Origin of the sequence: Streptomyces venezuelae, assembly GCF_008642335.1 — a bacterium.
In the GTDB taxonomy this organism is placed as follows: Bacteria; Actinomycetota; Actinomycetes; order Streptomycetales; family Streptomycetaceae; genus Streptomyces; species Streptomyces venezuelae_F.
In genome coordinates, this window is record NZ_CP029191.1 from 3658000 (window position 1) to 3672860 (window position 14861).

15 protein-coding genes, 1 tRNA gene and 1 pseudogene are annotated in these 14861 nt (G+C 70.5%); 6 read left to right on the top strand and 11 right to left on the bottom strand.

Annotated features, from left to right (window positions below; translation table 11 throughout):
- Window positions 1-112: 112 nt before the first annotated feature.
- Window positions 113-301 carry a hypothetical protein gene (locus DEJ49_RS16320; RefSeq protein ID WP_150184803.1) on the bottom strand — a complete coding sequence of 63 codons (189 nt, stop codon included), beginning with the start codon at window positions 299-301 and terminating at the stop codon, window positions 113-115.
- A 75-nt stretch (window positions 302-376) separates the two neighbouring features.
- On the opposite strand from DEJ49_RS16320, the pseudogene DEJ49_RS36405 reads away from it, so the two are divergent.
- Window positions 377-545 (top strand): annotated as a pseudogene (locus tag DEJ49_RS36405) (DNA primase); the annotation flags it as partial.
- A 29-nt stretch (window positions 546-574) separates the two neighbouring features.
- On the opposite strand, the gene DEJ49_RS16330 reads toward DEJ49_RS36405, so the two are convergent.
- Window positions 575-648, bottom strand: a tRNA-Thr gene (locus tag DEJ49_RS16330).
- Window positions 649-864: 216 nt separating this feature from the next.
- On the opposite strand from DEJ49_RS16330, the gene DEJ49_RS16335 reads away from it, so the two are divergent.
- The 3 genes from DEJ49_RS16335 (at window position 865) to DEJ49_RS16345 (ending at window position 3467) form a co-directional block, all read left to right on the top strand.
- Window positions 865-2001, top strand: coding sequence for an ABC transporter ATP-binding protein (locus DEJ49_RS16335; protein WP_150184804.1), 1137 nt, complete (start codon window positions 865-867; stop codon window positions 1999-2001).
- A 248-nt stretch (window positions 2002-2249) separates the two neighbouring features.
- Window positions 2250-2711 carry a hypothetical protein gene (locus tag DEJ49_RS16340; RefSeq protein ID WP_150184805.1) on the top strand — a complete coding sequence of 154 codons (462 nt, stop codon included), beginning with the start codon at window positions 2250-2252 and terminating at the stop codon, window positions 2709-2711.
- Window positions 2712-2747: 36 nt separating this feature from the next.
- A complete protein-coding gene (locus DEJ49_RS16345) occupies window positions 2748-3467 on the top strand; it encodes an NDP-sugar synthase (protein ID WP_150184806.1) in 720 nt (239 codons plus the stop codon).
- An 83-nt stretch (window positions 3468-3550) separates the two neighbouring features.
- Here DEJ49_RS16345 and DEJ49_RS16350 read toward each other — a convergent pair whose 3' ends face one another.
- The 7 genes from DEJ49_RS16350 to DEJ49_RS16380 all read right to left on the bottom strand — a co-directional run bounded on the left by DEJ49_RS16350 (window position 3551) and on the right by DEJ49_RS16380 (window position 10416).
- Entirely contained in the window at window positions 3551-5227 is a 1677-nt protein-coding gene (locus tag DEJ49_RS16350) for a DoxX family membrane protein (protein ID WP_223832861.1), read from the bottom strand.
- 96 nt (window positions 5228-5323) lie between these two features.
- Complete coding sequence (gene rlmB, locus DEJ49_RS16355) at window positions 5324-6274, bottom strand: 23S rRNA (guanosine(2251)-2'-O)-methyltransferase RlmB (RefSeq protein ID WP_150184807.1); 951 nt, start codon at window positions 6272-6274, stop codon at window positions 5324-5326.
- 119 nt (window positions 6275-6393) lie between these two features.
- Window positions 6394-7797 carry a cysteine--tRNA ligase gene (cysS, locus tag DEJ49_RS16360; protein ID WP_150184808.1) on the bottom strand — a complete coding sequence of 468 codons (1404 nt, stop codon included), beginning with the start codon at window positions 7795-7797 and terminating at the stop codon, window positions 6394-6396.
- A 92-nt stretch (window positions 7798-7889) separates the two neighbouring features.
- Window positions 7890-8294 (bottom strand): PPOX class F420-dependent oxidoreductase, encoded by a 405-nt coding sequence (locus DEJ49_RS16365; protein ID WP_150184809.1) that lies wholly within the window; start codon window positions 8292-8294, stop codon window positions 7890-7892.
- Window positions 8295-8367: 73 nt separating this feature from the next.
- Complete coding sequence (gene ispF / locus DEJ49_RS16370) at window positions 8368-8880, bottom strand: 2-C-methyl-D-erythritol 2,4-cyclodiphosphate synthase (protein WP_150184810.1); 513 nt, start codon at window positions 8878-8880, stop codon at window positions 8368-8370.
- Entirely contained in the window at window positions 8870-9601 is a 732-nt protein-coding gene (ispD, locus tag DEJ49_RS16375) for a 2-C-methyl-D-erythritol 4-phosphate cytidylyltransferase (protein ID WP_150184811.1), read from the bottom strand. Before ispD ends, ispF begins: the two co-directional genes overlap by 11 nt.
- Before the next feature lie 332 nt (window positions 9602-9933).
- Entirely contained in the window at window positions 9934-10416 is a 483-nt protein-coding gene (locus DEJ49_RS16380) for a CarD family transcriptional regulator (RefSeq protein WP_003953493.1), read from the bottom strand.
- A gap of 686 nt (window positions 10417-11102) precedes the next feature.
- Here DEJ49_RS16380 and DEJ49_RS16390 point away from each other — a divergent pair.
- The gene (locus tag DEJ49_RS16390) at window positions 11103-11849 is read left to right on the top strand and encodes a copper chaperone PCu(A)C (protein WP_150184812.1); all 747 of its coding nucleotides are present in this window, start codon (window positions 11103-11105) and stop codon (window positions 11847-11849) included.
- Between the two features lie 76 nt (window positions 11850-11925).
- Here DEJ49_RS16390 and DEJ49_RS16395 read toward each other — a convergent pair whose 3' ends face one another.
- Both DEJ49_RS16395 and DEJ49_RS16400 read right to left on the bottom strand, forming a co-directional pair.
- Entirely contained in the window at window positions 11926-12606 is a 681-nt protein-coding gene (locus DEJ49_RS16395; protein WP_030682312.1) for a response regulator transcription factor, read from the bottom strand.
- Complete coding sequence (locus tag DEJ49_RS16400; protein WP_150184813.1) at window positions 12603-13865, bottom strand: sensor histidine kinase; 1263 nt, start codon at window positions 13863-13865, stop codon at window positions 12603-12605. Before DEJ49_RS16400 ends, DEJ49_RS16395 begins: the two co-directional genes overlap by 4 nt.
- Window positions 13866-14138: 273 nt before the next feature.
- On the opposite strand from DEJ49_RS16400, the gene phoU reads away from it, so the two are divergent.
- Entirely contained in the window at window positions 14139-14822 is a 684-nt protein-coding gene (phoU, locus tag DEJ49_RS16405; protein WP_150169429.1) for a phosphate signaling complex protein PhoU, read from the top strand.
- Window positions 14823-14861 lie beyond the last annotated feature (39 nt).

Sequence of the window (14861 nt, forward strand, 5' to 3'; positions counted from 1 at the left end):
CGGATGGGTCGCCGCCCAGATCTTCGGCGGCGGTTCGCGCGGCGGCATCACGGTCAACGCCCGCAAGGCCGTGATCAGGCGCAATCACTTCCACGGCCGAGCCCGCCGGCGGTCACGATCGCTCTCGCTGGACCCAACCGGTGACGAGACCCACGACCAGCGGCACCAGCGCCCACAGCGAGGCCTCCAGGGCCGCCCGGGACCACGGCAGCCCGTCGATCCAGTGCTTCACCCCCATGAAGACCACGACCCCCACCCCGTAGGCGGCAACCACCACCCCGGCCCTGTACCAATCCGTCATGGTCCCGCGCCTACTCCCACTCGCCCGCCTTACGAGGCCCACCCGTCCTCTACAGACCTGATGGAGGTCACCAGCATGACGCAACCCACCGATGCTCGGGGAGAGCGCCTGCAGACCGCTCTTCCCCTCGCAATCTCCGGGACGCCGGTCCTGCCATTGCGAGCCGGTAAGACACCGTTCGGCAACTGCCGCAGCTGCGCAGATAACGCGTGCGGCAGCCGACCGAACATGAAAACCCCAGGTCAGAATCGATCTGCCCTGGGGTTCCACAAGAGCCCCCTGTCGGATTCGAACCGACGACCTACGCATTACAAGTGCGTTGCTCTGGCCATCTGAGCTAAGGAGGCACACCGCACGCCCGGCGCAGGCCGCACGTGCCCGTGCAGTGTAACCAACACCGCCCCCACCCCCGTCGAAAATTTCCTCGAAGGTCACAGCACCGCGACTACTGACAGACGACTGACCCCCGGGGTACGGTCACGAGCAGTTCACTCAGGTGGACTACACCACTCCCTCTACTCGGATCGTCCGGCACGTTCCTGCCGGTGAAGGGGGCCCTCACCATGGCCACTGTTACGTTCGACAAGGCGACCCGGATCTACCCGGGTGGCGAGAAGCCCGCCGTCGACGGGCTCGACATCGAGATCGAGGACGGCGAGTTCCTCGTCCTCGTCGGTCCCTCCGGCTGCGGCAAGTCCACCTCGCTCCGCATGCTCGCGGGGCTCGAGGACGTGAACGCCGGCGCCATCCGCATCGGTGACCGCGACGTCACGCACCTGCCGCCGAAGGACCGGGACATCGCCATGGTGTTCCAGAACTACGCGCTGTACCCGCACATGACCGTCGCCGACAACATGGGCTTCGCCCTGAAGATCGCCGGCGTGAACAAGGCGGAGATCCGGCAGAAGGTCGAGGACGCCGCCAAGATCCTCGACCTCACCGAGTACCTCGGGCGCAAGCCGAAGGCCCTCTCCGGTGGTCAGCGTCAGCGTGTCGCCATGGGTCGCGCCATCGTGCGTGAGCCGCAGGTCTTCCTCATGGACGAGCCGCTCTCGAACCTCGACGCCAAGCTCCGCGTCTCCACGCGTACGCAGATCGCCAGTCTGCAGCGCCGGCTCGGCATCACCACCGTGTACGTCACGCACGACCAGGTCGAGGCCATGACCATGGGCGACCGGGTGGCCGTGCTCAAGGACGGGCTGCTCCAGCAGGTCGACTCGCCGCGCAACATGTACGACCGCCCCGCCAACCTCTTCGTCGCCGGTTTCATCGGCTCCCCCGCCATGAACCTCGTCGAGGTCCCGATCACCGACGGTGGCGTGAAGTTCGGGAACAGTGTCGTGCCCGTCAATCGGGAGGCGCTGAGCGCTGCCGCCGACCGTGGTGACCGCACCGTCACCGTCGGCGTCCGGCCCGAGCACTTCGACATCGTCGAGCAGAACGGCGGCGCCGCCAAGTCCCTCTCCAAGGAGACCGAGGACGCCCCGGCCGGCCTCGCCGTCTCCGTGAACGTCGTCGAGGAGCTCGGCGCCGACGGCTACGTCTACGGCACCGCCGAGGTCGGCGGCGAGCAGAAGGACCTCGTCGTCCGCGTCAACGGCCGCCAGGTCCCGGACAAGGGCGCGCAGCTGCACGTCGTGCCCCGTCCGGGTGAGACCCACGTGTTCTCCACCTCCACGGGCGAGCGCCTCAGCGACTGACGACCCGGACAGGGACGGGGCCACGGACCAGCCCCAACTGCTCACAGGGCCCCGCACCACGCGTGCGGGGCCCTTCGCGTACGCCCGTCCGGCCCGCCCCGACCCCCACCCCGTTGTCGACAAATACCCCGGCACATCGGTCATTTCGGCGGAGCCGCGTCAACACCGCTCCACCGGAAACCTCTTCCCTGTCGCTCGACCGAGTGACTAAATGTCGCCAAATCATCACCTAGCGCTACGCTCCTCGCGTGACGCACTCCGCCAACTACACCCAGAAGCCGCGCCGAGCCCACCGGGGCCCCGCCCGCCGCATCGGCCGCACGCTCGCTCTCGTCCTGCCCGTGATGCTGGTGCTTTCCGGGACCCTCGCGGTCACCAGCGTCAACTGGTCGGGGAACGCCTCGGACTCGATGCTCACCGCATCCGCCGACAACCTCTCCAAGCCCGCCAAGTCCCGCGCCCCGCAGGACATCCTGCGCGACCGGCTCCTCCTGGAACTCCAGGAGAAGAACCCGGGCGTGGCGCTCACGCACCTCCAGCAGGAGGTGAACCGCCACCCGTCGCTCGCCCGGCACTGTGTCGCGCTGGCCCGCGCGCTCGGCCGTGCCGCCGTGCGGGTCTACGGCCCGACACGCGCCCAGTCGTACGCCAGGCCCGTCTGCGACACCTCCTTCGCCACGGGCGTGGCCGCGGCCCATCAGAAGGGCTGAGCGGACCGCCGAGTACCGCCGCGTAGGGTTTCCGGCATGACCACGCTGAAGCCCACGCAGGCTGTCGTCCTGGCCGGTGGCCAGGGCTCCCGGCTCCGCCCGTACACCGACGACCGGCCCAAGCCGATGGTCGAGATCCCCGGCACGGGGACCCCGATCATCGGCCATCAACTCGCCTGGCTCGCCGAGGAAGGCGTGACGGACGCCGTCGTCTCCTGCGGCCACCTCGCCGAGGTGCTCCAGGAGTGGCTGGACTCCGCCGACCTGCCGCTGAACGTGACCACGGTCGTCGAGAAGGAGCCCCTGGGCCGCGGCGGCGGCCTCAAGTACGCCGCCCGGCACCTGCCGCACACGGACCAGCCCTGGTACGCGACGAACGGCGACATCTGGACCCGCTTCTCGCTCCGCGACATGGCGGCCTTCCACGCCGAGCGCGACGCCACCGCGACCCTCGCCCTGGCCCGCCCCCGCATCCCGTGGGGCGCCGTCGAGACCGACGCGTTCGGCCACATCACGGACTTCGTCGAGGCACCGCCGTCCCCGTACCTCATCAACGCGGGCGTGTACGTCTTCGCGGCCGAGTTCACCTCGCTCCTGCCGGACCTCGGCGACCACGAGCGCACCACGTTCCCGCGGCTCGCCCGCGCCAAGCGCCTCGCGGGCTTCCCGCTGCCGCAGGGCGCCTACTGGCGCGCGATCGACACCGCGAAGGACCTCACCGAGGCCGCCAAGGAGCTCGCCGCGCAGGGCCGTTGAGCCTTTCCCGTTCCGGGGTACGTGGATGGGCCCCGCACACGTGGTGTGCGGGGCCCATCGGCGTACGTACGTAACGGGCGTCCTCAGCGGCCGAGCACACCGCCCAGCAGACCACCCGGCTGCTCGCCGCCCGAACCGCCGGACGAGCCGCCGGACGAACCGGCACCGCCCTGACCGCCGCCCGCGCCACCGCTGGACGAGGGCCCCGCGGTCGTGCCGGCGGCCGGCTGCTGCTGCGGCGTCGACTGCTGCGGCGGCGCCTGGCCCGCCGTGCTGCTGCCCTGCGTCTGGCTGGGCCGGCCGCCCGAACCGACCGTGCCGGTCTCGCGGGCCGTGCCCGGCGCCGTAGCGCCCTGCGTGGGGCTCGCGGAGTCGCGGCCGCGCGTCGGGGAGCTCGACGACGCGGACGGGCTCTGGGACCGCTGCTTCTGCCGCTTCTTCGCCGGGTCCTGGGGAAGCGCGGAGCCCGGCAGTTCGTTGCGCGGGGCCTCGCCGGGGCCCGGCACGGTGACCCGGTCCGCGTCCCGCACCGCGCCGCCCAGCATCGAGCCGATGAGCAGCGTCAGACCGATGACGACCGCGCCGATCAGACCGCCGCGCCGCAGCACGCGCCGCCGCAGGTCCCAGATGTCGGAGCGCGGGCCGAGCGTGCGCCACGCCTCACCGGCGAGGCGTCCGTCGATGGAGTAGACGGGCGCGCCCGCGATGATCAGCGGCGACCACGCGGCGAGGTAGATGATGTCGGGCGCGTCGTATGCGGGAACGGTCTTCCAGCTGACGGTGACGATGAGCGCCGCCGAGAGGAGCACACCGACCGAGGCGGCGACCCGCTGCCAGAGTCCGAGGACCGTCAGGACGCCGACGACGACCTGGAGGAAGGCGATGCACAGGCCGGCGCCCACGGGGTGCTGGAGGGCGAAGTCGCGCAGTGGCTCGGCGAGCGCCCAGGGGTGCAGCGAGTTCAGCCACTTGACCATGGAGCCGCGCTGGCCGCCGTCGAAGTAGACGGGGTCGCAGAGCTTGCCCATGCCGGCGTAGATGGAGATGAACCCGAGGAAGACGCGCATCGGGAGGAGCACGACGCCGAGGTTCATGCGGCGGCCCGGGTAGTAGGCGTGCCGGACGGGGTCCGAGCCGTGCCTGCGTGCCCGCTCGGTGCCGCCCTCCTCGTCGTAAGCGTCGTCGTCGGCGTCTTCGTAACCGTCGTCGCCGTACTCCTGCTCGAACCGCTCGTCGTAGTCGCTGCCGGGCAGCCGCATGTGCGGCAGCATCCGGGTGCCGGGTTCGGGGGTGCGCGGGCCGATGACGGCGGGCGTCTCGACGGTCTCCGGTCCGTCGTCGACGCCGACGCGGGGGATGACCTGAGTGGCGCCCGCGTCCTCCGCGCTGTTGTAGGGACCGGCCTCCTCGGCCGAACGGCGCACGCCGCCGCCGCGCACGGCCTGCAGCAGTCTGATGGCGCCCGTGTCGTCCGGGGCGGACTTCCCGCTCCAGACGACGGGCGCGCGGCGTTTGGCGGCCGCACCGGCCGCGCCGGCGGCGGGCATCCGTGCCGTCCCGTCGGGCATGCCCAAGTGCCGTGAGATACGCGGGGATTGAGTGCGCCCAGCGGCGGGAAGCTGCACGCGGAAACTCGCGTGATTGACGATGACCTGCGCCGGGTCGCTCGGCACCTTCACCATGCTCAGCGCGGGAGCATCGTCAAAACCTGACGAGCTTCCCCCAGTGGGAGTGCGGGGTGTTCTGGTGTCCACACTCATCTAACCGAGTGATGTGTGTTTAGGACACTGCCTTGACCATGGAGAAATGTCCGGACCGCGTCAAAAGATCAACGCGGCCCGGACATCCACGGGGAATCAGGCGCGTCGCCGCGCCGCCTCGTAGAGCACGACGCCCGCCGCGACACCGGCGTTCAGGGACTCCGCGCCACCCGGCATCGGGATGCGCACGCGGAAGTCGCACGTCTCGCCGACGAGGCGCGAGAGGCCCTTGCCCTCGCTGCCGACGACGATGACGACGGGTCCGGACAGCGCCTCCAGGTCACCGACCTCGTGCTCGCCGTCGGCGGCGAGGCCGACCACGGCGACGCCCGCCTTCTTGTACTGCTCCAGGGCGCGCGTCAGGTTCGTGGCGCGGGCGACCGGCGTCCGCGCGGCGGTGCCGGCGGACGTCTTCCACGCGCCGGCCGTCATACCGGCGGCGCGCCGCTCGGGCACGAGCACGCCGTGGCCGCCGAACGCGCAGACGGAGCGGACGACCGCGCCGAGGTTGCGCGGGTCCGTCACGCCGTCGAGGGCGACGATCAGCGGGTCCCGGCCCTCGTCGAACGCGGCGGCGACGAGGTCCTCGGGGTGCGCGTACTCGTACGGCGGGACCTGGAGCACGAGGCCCTGGTGGTTGAGGCCGTTCGTCATGCGGTCCAGCTCCGGGCGGGGGGCCTCCATGAGGTGGATGCCGCCGCGCTCGGCCGCGAGCTGCAGGGCCTCGCGGACCCGCTCGTCGTTGTCGATGAACTGCTGGACGTAGAGCGTGGAGGCGGGCACGCCGTCGCGCAGCGCCTCGAAGACCGGGTTGCGGCCGACGACCATCTCGGAGGTGCCCTTGCCGCCGCGCCCCTTGAGCGTGGCGGGACGGCGTCCGCCCGCGGCCTTCTTGGCCTTGGCGTTGGCGATGCGGTTCTTCACGTGCCCCTTGCGCGCCTCGGCGGGCGGCGTCGGGCCCTTGCCCTCCAGGCCGCGGCGCCGATTGCCGCCGCTGCCGACCTGCGCGCCCTTCTTGCCGGACATGCGGCGGTTGTTAGCGGCCATGACCTACCTGTCTGTCGTGATGCGTGGGCGCGTACGTGCGTACGCGCACGGGTGTACGTCTATGAAGTGTGCCGCCCGGACGGCCGAGAGGCACATCCGGGCGGCACATCGGCTGTGGCCTAGCGCGGGCCGAGCGTCCAGCGGGGGCCGGTCGGGCTGTCCTCGATGACGAGGCCCGACTGGTTGAGCTGGTCGCGGATCGCGTCGGCGGTGCCCCAGTCCTTGCGGGACCGGGCGGCCTCGCGCTGGTCGAGGACGAGGCGGACCAGGGTGTCGACCGCTCCGTGCAGGTCTTCGCCGCGGTCGGTCTCGCCGCCGGCCCAGTGCGGGTCGAGCGGGTCGAGGCCGAGGACGCCGAGCATGGCCCGCACCTCGGCGAGGCGCGCGACGGCGGCTTCCTTGTCGTCGGCGGCCAGGGCGCTGTTGCCCTGCCGGACCGTGGTGTGGACGATGGCGAGCGCCTGCGGGACGCCCATGTCGTCGTCCATGGCGTCGGCGAACGCGGGCGGGACCTGGGCGGCGGGCTCGACGACGCCGCCCGCCTTCTCCACGACGCGCTGCACGAAGCCCTCGATGCGGGCGAACGCGGACTCGGCCTCGCGCAGGGCCTCCTCGCTGTACTCGATCATCGAGCGGTAGTGCGGGGTGCCGAGGTAGTAGCGGAGCACGATGGGTCGCCACTGCTTGACCATCTCGCTCACGAGCACCGAGTTGCCCAGCGACTTGGACATCTTCTCGCCGCTCATCGTGACCCAGCCGTTGTGCACCCAGTAGCGCGCGAAGGTGTCACCGAAGGCCTTGGCCTGCGCGATCTCGTTCTCGTGGTGCGGAAAGATCAGATCGATCCCGCCGCCGTGAATGTCGAATTCACGACCCAGGTACTTGTGCGCCATCGCGGAGCACTCCAGGTGCCAGCCGGGCCGGCCGCGCCCCCAAGGGGTCTCCCAGCTGGGCTCCCCCTCCTTGGCGGCCTTCCACATGGCGAAGTCGCGCGGGTCGCGCTTGCCGGTCTCGCCCTCGCCCGAGGGCTGGCGCAGATCGTCCAGGTCCTGGTTGGACAGCTCCAGGTAACCGGGGAAGGACCGCACGTCGAAGTAGACGTTGCCGTCGGCCTCGTAGGCGTGCCCGCGCTCGATGAGCCCGCGCATCATCTCGACCATCTCGGTGACGTGGCCGGTGGCGCGGGGCTCGTAGGTGGGCGGCAGGCAGCCGAGCGCGTCGTAACCGCTGTTGAACGCGCGCTCGTTCTCGTACCCGATGGCCCACCAGGGCCGGCCCTGCTCGCCCGACTTCCGGATGATCTTGTCATCGATGTCGGTCACGTTCCTGATGAACGTCACGTCGAAGCCGCGGTACGCGAACCAGCGGCGCATGATGTCGAAGTTCAGGCCGGACCGGATGTGCCCGATGTGCGGGGCGGCCTGCACCGTGGCACCACAGAGGTAGATCGAGACGCAGCCGTCATTGAGGGGGCTGAAGTCACGGATCTGCCGGGCGCTGGTGTCGTACAGGCGAATCGTCACCACTCCAGGGTAGTGGGCGCGGGACAGTGCCCCACGCCCCCTGGCCCCACCGTGCACGGACTGTGACGTGAGGCCCGTCCTCAGGGTCACCCTCAGATGCTGCCGACGACCTTCCGCGCGCTCACGCGGACCACGACCCGCTGCGTGTCGTCCTTCGAGCCCGGGTTGAAGTCCGCGTACTTCTTGCCCGTGTACTTCATCGACAGCTCGTCGATGAGCTCCTGCCCGCCCTCCGTCGTCATCTCCGCCGTCCCACGGATCTCCGCGTACGTGTACGGCGCGTCGAAGGGCTGCACCAGCACCGTCACCCGCGGATCCCGCCGCAGATTCTTTTCCTTGCGCCGGCCCACCGTCGTCGAGAACAACACATCGTCCCCATCACGCTTCACCCAGACCGGGGACACCTGAGGACTCCCGTCGGGCTGAATCGTGGCGACGTTGATGAAGACCGGCGTGTCGAGGAGGTCTTTCAGGGCGTCGGAGAGTTGGGCGGACATGGCTCACTCCTTCGTGGGGGCGTACGGGGGTTTCGTCTGTACGAGGCATACGAATACCCCATTGCCCGCCCTACTACGACGTACGTACGACCAACGCGGTGGCGATCGCCGCCAGGCCGTCGCCGCGGCCAGGGAAGCCGAGGCCGTCGGTGGTGGCGCCGGAGACGGAGACCGGGGCGCCCGCCGCCTCGGAGAGGACCTTCTGGGCCTCGTCCCTGCGCTTGCCGATCTTCGGGCGGTCGCCGATGACCTGGACGGCGACGTTGCCGATGGTGAAACCGGCGTCCCTGACGATGCGGCCGGCCTCGGTGAGCAGGGTCAGACCGGAGGCGCCGGACCACTCGGGGCGGCCGGTGCCGAAGTGGGCGCCGAGGTCGCCGAGGCCCGCCGCGGAGAACAGCGCGTTGCACGCGGCGTGCGCGACGACGTCGGCGTCCGAGTGCCCGGCGAGGCCGGGGCCCTGGTCCTCCCACTTCAGGCCCGCGCACCACAGCTCGCGGCCCTCTTCGAAGGCGTGGATGTCGGTGCCGATGCCGACCTGCGGCAGGAGGGCCCGCACCCGTGCCTCGTCGGTCTCAGAAGCCATCGTTCGCCCTCCTCCGGGCCAGGACCGCCTCGGCGAGCACCAGGTCCAGGGGGCGCGTCACCTTGAACGCCTCCTCGTGGCCCGGCACGCACACGACCGGCAGCCCCAGCTGCTCGACCATGCCGGCGTCGTCCGTGACCTGTCCGGTGACGGACTCGTGGGCGCGGACGAGCGTCGCGCGGTCGAAGCCCTGCGGGGTCTGCACGGCGCGCAGCCGGGCCCGCTCGGGCGTCGCGACGACGGGTTCGGGCGCGCCCTGCTCCGCCGCGGGCTCGACCTGCTTGACCGTGTCGGCGAGCGGGAGCGCGGGGACGACGGCGGGGGCCCCGTCGCGTACGGCCTCGATGACGCCGTCGACCGTGTCGACCGGCACCAGCGGCCGGGCCGCGTCGTGCACGAGCACGATGTCGAAGCCGGGCGGCAGCGCGTCCAGACCGGCGCGCACGGACTCCTGACGGCTCTCCCCGCCGGGCACGACGAGGAAGTCGGTGCGCTCGGGCAGCGCGTGGTCGTCGAGGAGGGTCTTGACCCCGGCGGCGCCGTCCGGGGGCGCGACCACGACGACGAGGGAGACCGCGCGGGACTCCGCCATGGCCCGCACGGCATGGATCAGCATCGGGGTGCCGTTCAGCGCGCGAAGCGCTTTGGGGGCGCCCGGGCCGAGGCGCACGCCCCGCCCAGCCGCGGGAATGACCACCGCGGTACGGGATTCGCTAGACATCGGTTCCGTTCAGGTTTGTGTGCTCGGCCGACGTGGGTATGGCCACACCGTGCCGGGCGGGACGGACGCCTTGACCGGACCCTTCCGTGACATTCGGTCGAGTCAGCCGCAAGAGCCCGGCACGCCAGCAACGGCCCTTCGGGGTCGCCCCACCACATCGGCCCTGGTACGAAACAGCCCGGGTACGAAACAGTCCGGGCGGGAAAACAGCCTGGGTACGAACATGCCGCAGCGCCCGGCGACTCCGTGAAGGGTCAGCGGGCACCGCGGCATTGCTGCGCCTGGTCGACGCGGGAGCTCCGAGGCATGTCCTGCGCCTCGGGCCGTCCGCGTCAGGACGCGAGGACCTCGTCCAGCAGGGCCTCGGCCTTGTCCTCGTTCGTGTTCTCCGCGAGGGCGAGCTCGCTCACCAGGATCTGGCGGGCCTTGGCGAGCATGCGCTTCTCACCGGCCGACAGTCCACGCTCGCGCTCCCGACGCCACAGGTCACGGACGACTTCCGCGACCTTGATGACATCGCCGGAGGCGAGCTTCTCGAGATTTGCCTTGTAGCGGCGCGACCAGTTCGTGGGCTCTTCTGCGTACGGCGCGCGCAGTACTTCGAAGACCCGGTCGAGGCCGTCCTGCCCGACCACATCACGCACGCCGACGAACTCCGCATTGTCCGCTGGCACACGCACCGTCAGGTCGCCCTGGGCGACCTTCAGCACCAAGTAGGTCTTGTCCACGCCTTTGATCTGGCGAGTTTCGATGGCCTCGATCAGCGCGGCCCCGTGATGGGGATAGACCACGGTGTCGCCAACCTTGAACGTCATGTGACAGGTACCCCTTCCGTGGCTATCCATCCTAACACGAGAACCGCCTCTTCTGAATGGCGTTTTCGCAGGTCAGGGCATATCTCGGGGCTTGACAACAGCAACAAGAACGTGCTGCGGAGGGCCTCCGGAACGGGGTATTCGCAGGTCGGAGCCGCTGTTCGGCGAGCCGGAAACGCCCCCGTCGCGCGCCCCCCGAGGGCGCTCGAAGAGGCCGAACGTCCCGGTTTGCGAGGTTCCAAGCGGTGAACTTTCGATACTCCGTTCGGCGGTCGGAGAGATGTGCTGAGTGACGTCCGACGCGATTCCCGAATTGATCAAGTGGCCAGGTGATCAATTCTGCGGACCAGTCTCCGTACACCCCTCCGTACGCCCCTCCGTACCCCCATGCATTCCTTACGGAAAATCCGCGGGCGTGACAGTCGGGCACTTGACCGGGCTAATGCGAAAGGTGGCCGGGGAGGCATTGCGGGGCGGGGGTGCGCGGACGCTTCGGCGGGCGACCGGGGCGCCCTGTGCGACGGCCGCCCCGGGTGCGCCCGCGTGGTCCCGTGCACTAAGGGGCGGGTCGGGTGCGGCGGCCGGGGAACGGCTCGGTAATCTAAGCGCGCTGACACACCCTTAGGACGGCTTTACGGCCGCCCGCCCCGTCCTGTACCGCCCACGTTCAAGGAGTTGCCGCCGCCGTGAGCCGCAGCCTTCGACGCGGCGCCCTCGCCGCCACCGCCCTCGCGTTCTCGCTCGCCTCGCTCACCGCGTGCGCCGCAGGCAACAACGCACAGACGATGGAGGTCAAGCCGGACAACGCCGCGACCTCCGTCGGCGACATCAAGATCCAGAACGCCATGGTCATCACGCAGCCGGACCTGGAGTCGACGGGTCCCGCCGTGGTCGCCGCGACGATCTTCAACGCCGGTGACAAGGCCCAGACCCTGAACTCCATCACGGTCGACGGCACCGACAAGAAGGCCAAGCTGACGCGCGGCAAGGACGACAAGGACTCCAAGCCGAACGGTCCGCTGACCATTCCGGCCGGCGGCTCCATCGTCATCGGCGGCAAGGACAACGCCTCGGCGGTCCTGTCCGGCAGCCGCGAGGCGGTCAAGGACGGCAACGCGCAGCCCATCACCTTCTCCTTCAGCTCGACCGGCGACGTGAAGATGGAAGCGTTCGTCGTGCCGGCCGACAGCTACTTCTCCAAGTGGGGCCCGAGCGCGCTCCCGCAGTCCCCGGACGGGAAGCCGTCCAGGCCCGCGAAGTCCGGCAAGCCGCAGGAGCCGTCCACGGACGCCTCCGGGTCCGCCACGGACCCGTCCGGCAAGCCCTCGGGCAAGCCGTCGGACAAGCCGTCCTCGGACACCGCGAACCACGACGCGGGCGCGGACACGGACACGGGTGCGGAGAACGGCACCGGGACCGGCGCCGAGCACTGATCCACGTACGAAGAAGGGCGGGACCTCATCGAGGTCCCGCCCTTCTTCGTGCCGCGTGGACCGCGGCTGCCACTGTTTACGGCTCGAACTTGTAGCCCAGGCCGCGGACCGTCACCAGGTAGCGCGGCGCCCCCGGGTCCGGCTCGATCTTGGCGCGCAGGCGCTTCACGTGGACGTCGAGGGTCTTGGTGTCCCCCACGTAGTCCGCGCCCCAGACGCGGTCGATGAGCTGCATGCGGGTCAGTACGCGGCCCGCGTTGCGCAGCAGCATCTCCAGGAGGTCGAACTCCTTCAGGGGCAGGTCGACCTTGGAGCCGGAGACGGTGACCACGTGGCGGTCGACGTCCATCCGGACCGGGCCGGCCTCCAGCGCCTGGGGCGTGACCTCCTCCGGCTCGCCGCGGCGGCGCAGCACCGCGCGGATGCGGGCGACCAGCTCGCGGGAGGAGAAGGGCTTCGTTACGTAGTCATCGGCTCCTATCTCCAGACCGACGACCTTGTCGATCTCGCTGTCCTTGGCGGTCACCATGATCACCGGGACGTTGGAGCGGCTGCGCAGCTGGCGGCAGACCTCGGTGCCGGGCAGGCCCGGCAGCATCAGGTCGAGCAGGACGAGGTCGGCGCCGTTGCGCTCGAATTCGTCGAGGCCGTCCGGGCCCGTCGCCGCGATGGCGACTTCGAAGCCCTCCTTGCGGAGCATGTAGGACAGGGCGTCGCTGAAGGATTCCTCGTCCTCGACGACGAGCACTCGGGTCACGGAAGGACCTCCGGGGCAGGAATGGGTTCGTACGTGGTGGTCGCAGCGGTCTCGTCCGGGGTGGGCTCGTCGTCGAGTCCGCCGCCGTGACCTGATCCGCGGTCGCGGTGCGCGGCCGCCTCGGGCAGCCGCAGGGTGAACGTGGAGCCCTGACCCTCCGAGCTCCACACGGTGACCTCCCCGCCGTGCGAGGCGGCCACGTGCTTGACGATGGCGAGACCGAGGCCGGTGCCGCCGGTGGCCCGGGAGCGGGCCGGGTCGACGCGGTAGAAGCGCTCGAAGATGCGCTCCTTGTCCTTGTCGGAGATGCCGATGCCCTGGTCGGTGACGGCGACCTCGATCAGGTCGCCGCCGGGTGCCGCGACCCGGCGGGCGGCGATGCCCACGCGGGTGCGGGCGGGCGAGTAGTTCACGGCGTTCTCGACGAGGTTGCCGAGGGCCGCGGCGAGCTGGCCGCGGTTGCCCCATATCTGAAGGTCGGCGGTGCCGCCCGAGGCCATGGTGATCTGCTTGTGGGAGGCCTGGTGGCGGCTGCGGTCGATCGCCTCCGCCACCAGTTCGTCGACACGGACGGGTTCGGCGTCCTCCAGGGGATCGTCGTTCTGCACCCGGGAGAGGTCGATGAGCTCCTGCACGAGGCTGGTCAGGCGGGTCGCCTCGATCTGCATGCGGCCCGCGAAGCGCTCGACGGCCTCCGGGTCGTCCGAGGCGTCCATGACGGCTTCGGAGAGCAGGGAGAGCGCCCCGACCGGGGTCTTCAGCTCGTGGCTCACGTTCGCGACGAAGTCGCGCCGTACCGCCTCGATGCGGCGGGCCTCGGTGAGATCCTCCACGAGGAGCAGCACGAGCCGCGAGCCCAGCGGCGCCACCCGCGCGGAGACCGCGAGGGCCTCGCCGCGGCCGGTGCCGCGGCGCGGCAGGTCCAGTTCGACCTGGCGTATCTCGCCGTCGCGGCGGGTGTCCCTGGCCATCTGCAGCATCGGCTCGACGGCGAGCTTCCCGCCGCGTACGAGTCCGAGTGCGTACGCCGCCGAGCTCGCCTTGACCACGCTGTCGGCCTCGTCGAGGACGACGGCGGAGGAGCGGAGCACGGAGAGCACCGTGTCCACGCCGGGTGGCAGTACGGGATCGGTGTGCAGGGAGGTCCGGGTGGGGCGTTTCTGGTCGCGCTCGCTCCATCGGAACGCCAGCATGGCGATGACACCGGTGCACACCCCGGCGATCGCTGCCGCTGCGGCGACCGCCGCGTTCACGTCCATGCCTCAAGGTTATGCGCCGAGTAAGAGCCGGTCACAGCCGTACGGGTGCCCGCTCGAACACTCGTCGCCCAGAGTTCACCGTGGAGACGGTGCCGGTTCACTTCTCCCCGGCGGCCGGAGGCACAGGTGATCAAGGATGCGGCCGTGCGTCGCCCACAGTTCACCTTGATGACGGTGGCGATTCACGTGGGGTGCCGGAAACGGACGCGTCCGGGCCGCACCGTGGGAGCGTAGGGGCCAGCCCCCTGAGACGTACGAGAGAGGGACAGCCACATGCGGGACGCGTACCACGAGGAACTTGACTCGATCGGCGACAGCCTGGTCGAGATGGCCCGCCTCGTCGGGTCCGCGATCGGGCGCGCCACGACGGCCATGCTCGACGCGGACCTGAAGATGGCGGAGAGCGTGATCGCCGCCGACCAGAAGGTCGACGATCTGCAGCACGACCTTGAGGCGCGCGCGATAGCCCTGCTGGCGCGCCAGCAGCCGGTCGCCACCGATCTGCGCATCGTGGTCACCTCGCTGCGCATGAGCGCCGACCTGGAGCGCTCGGGCGACCTGGCCCAGCACGTCGCGAAGCTCGCGAGGCTCCGTTTCCCCGACTCGGCGGTGCCGCGGGACCTGCACGCCACGATCCTGGAGATGGGCCAGCTCGCGCAGCGCCTGATGGCGAAGGCGGCGGAGGTCATCATCACCAAGGACGTCGACCTGGCGCTCCAGCTGGAGCAGGACGACGACGAGATGGACCAGCTGCACCGCACGCTGTTCCAGCACCTGATGGACGACCGCTGGAAGCACGGCATCGAGACGGCGGTCGACGTGACGCTCCTCGGCCGCTACTACGAGCGCTTCGCGGACCACGCGGTGTCGGTGGCGAAGCGGGTGGTGTACCTGGTGACGGGCGAGCACGCGGACGAGATACAGCCGGCGGGGCAGGCGCCGGTGGAGGGCGCGTAGGTAGTTTCTCTGCCGTATGTGCCCCGCGTGACGTCAGGT

Bases quoted from the DNA above. Each gene is read 5' to 3' on its own strand.
- ispD (WP_150184811.1), bottom strand. From the start codon at position 9,601: ATGTCTAGCGAATCCCGTACCGCGGTGGTCATTCCCGCGGCTGGGCGG.
- DEJ49_RS16400 (WP_150184813.1), bottom strand. From the start codon at position 13,865: ATGGACGTGAACGCGGCGGTCGCCGCAGCGGCAGCGATCGCCGGGGTG.
- DEJ49_RS16380 (WP_003953493.1), bottom strand. From the start codon at position 10,416: ATGACGTTCAAGGTTGGCGACACCGTGGTCTATCCCCATCACGGGGCC.
- DEJ49_RS16345 (WP_150184806.1), top strand. From the start codon at position 2,748: ATGACCACGCTGAAGCCCACGCAGGCTGTCGTCCTGGCCGGTGGCCAG.
- DEJ49_RS16350 (WP_223832861.1), bottom strand. From the start codon at position 5,227: ATGAGTGTGGACACCAGAACACCCCGCACTCCCACTGGGGGAAGCTCG.
- ispF (WP_150184810.1), bottom strand. From the start codon at position 8,880: ATGGCTTCTGAGACCGACGAGGCACGGGTGCGGGCCCTCCTGCCGCAG.
- DEJ49_RS16335 (WP_150184804.1), top strand. From the start codon at position 865: ATGGCCACTGTTACGTTCGACAAGGCGACCCGGATCTACCCGGGTGGC.
- DEJ49_RS16320 (WP_150184803.1), bottom strand. From the start codon at position 301: ATGACGGATTGGTACAGGGCCGGGGTGGTGGTTGCCGCCTACGGGGTG.
- DEJ49_RS16365 (WP_150184809.1), bottom strand. From the start codon at position 8,294: ATGTCCGCCCAACTCTCCGACGCCCTGAAAGACCTCCTCGACACGCCG.
- rlmB (WP_150184807.1), bottom strand. From the start codon at position 6,274: ATGGCCGCTAACAACCGCCGCATGTCCGGCAAGAAGGGCGCGCAGGTC.
- phoU (WP_150169429.1), top strand. From the start codon at position 14,139: ATGCGGGACGCGTACCACGAGGAACTTGACTCGATCGGCGACAGCCTG.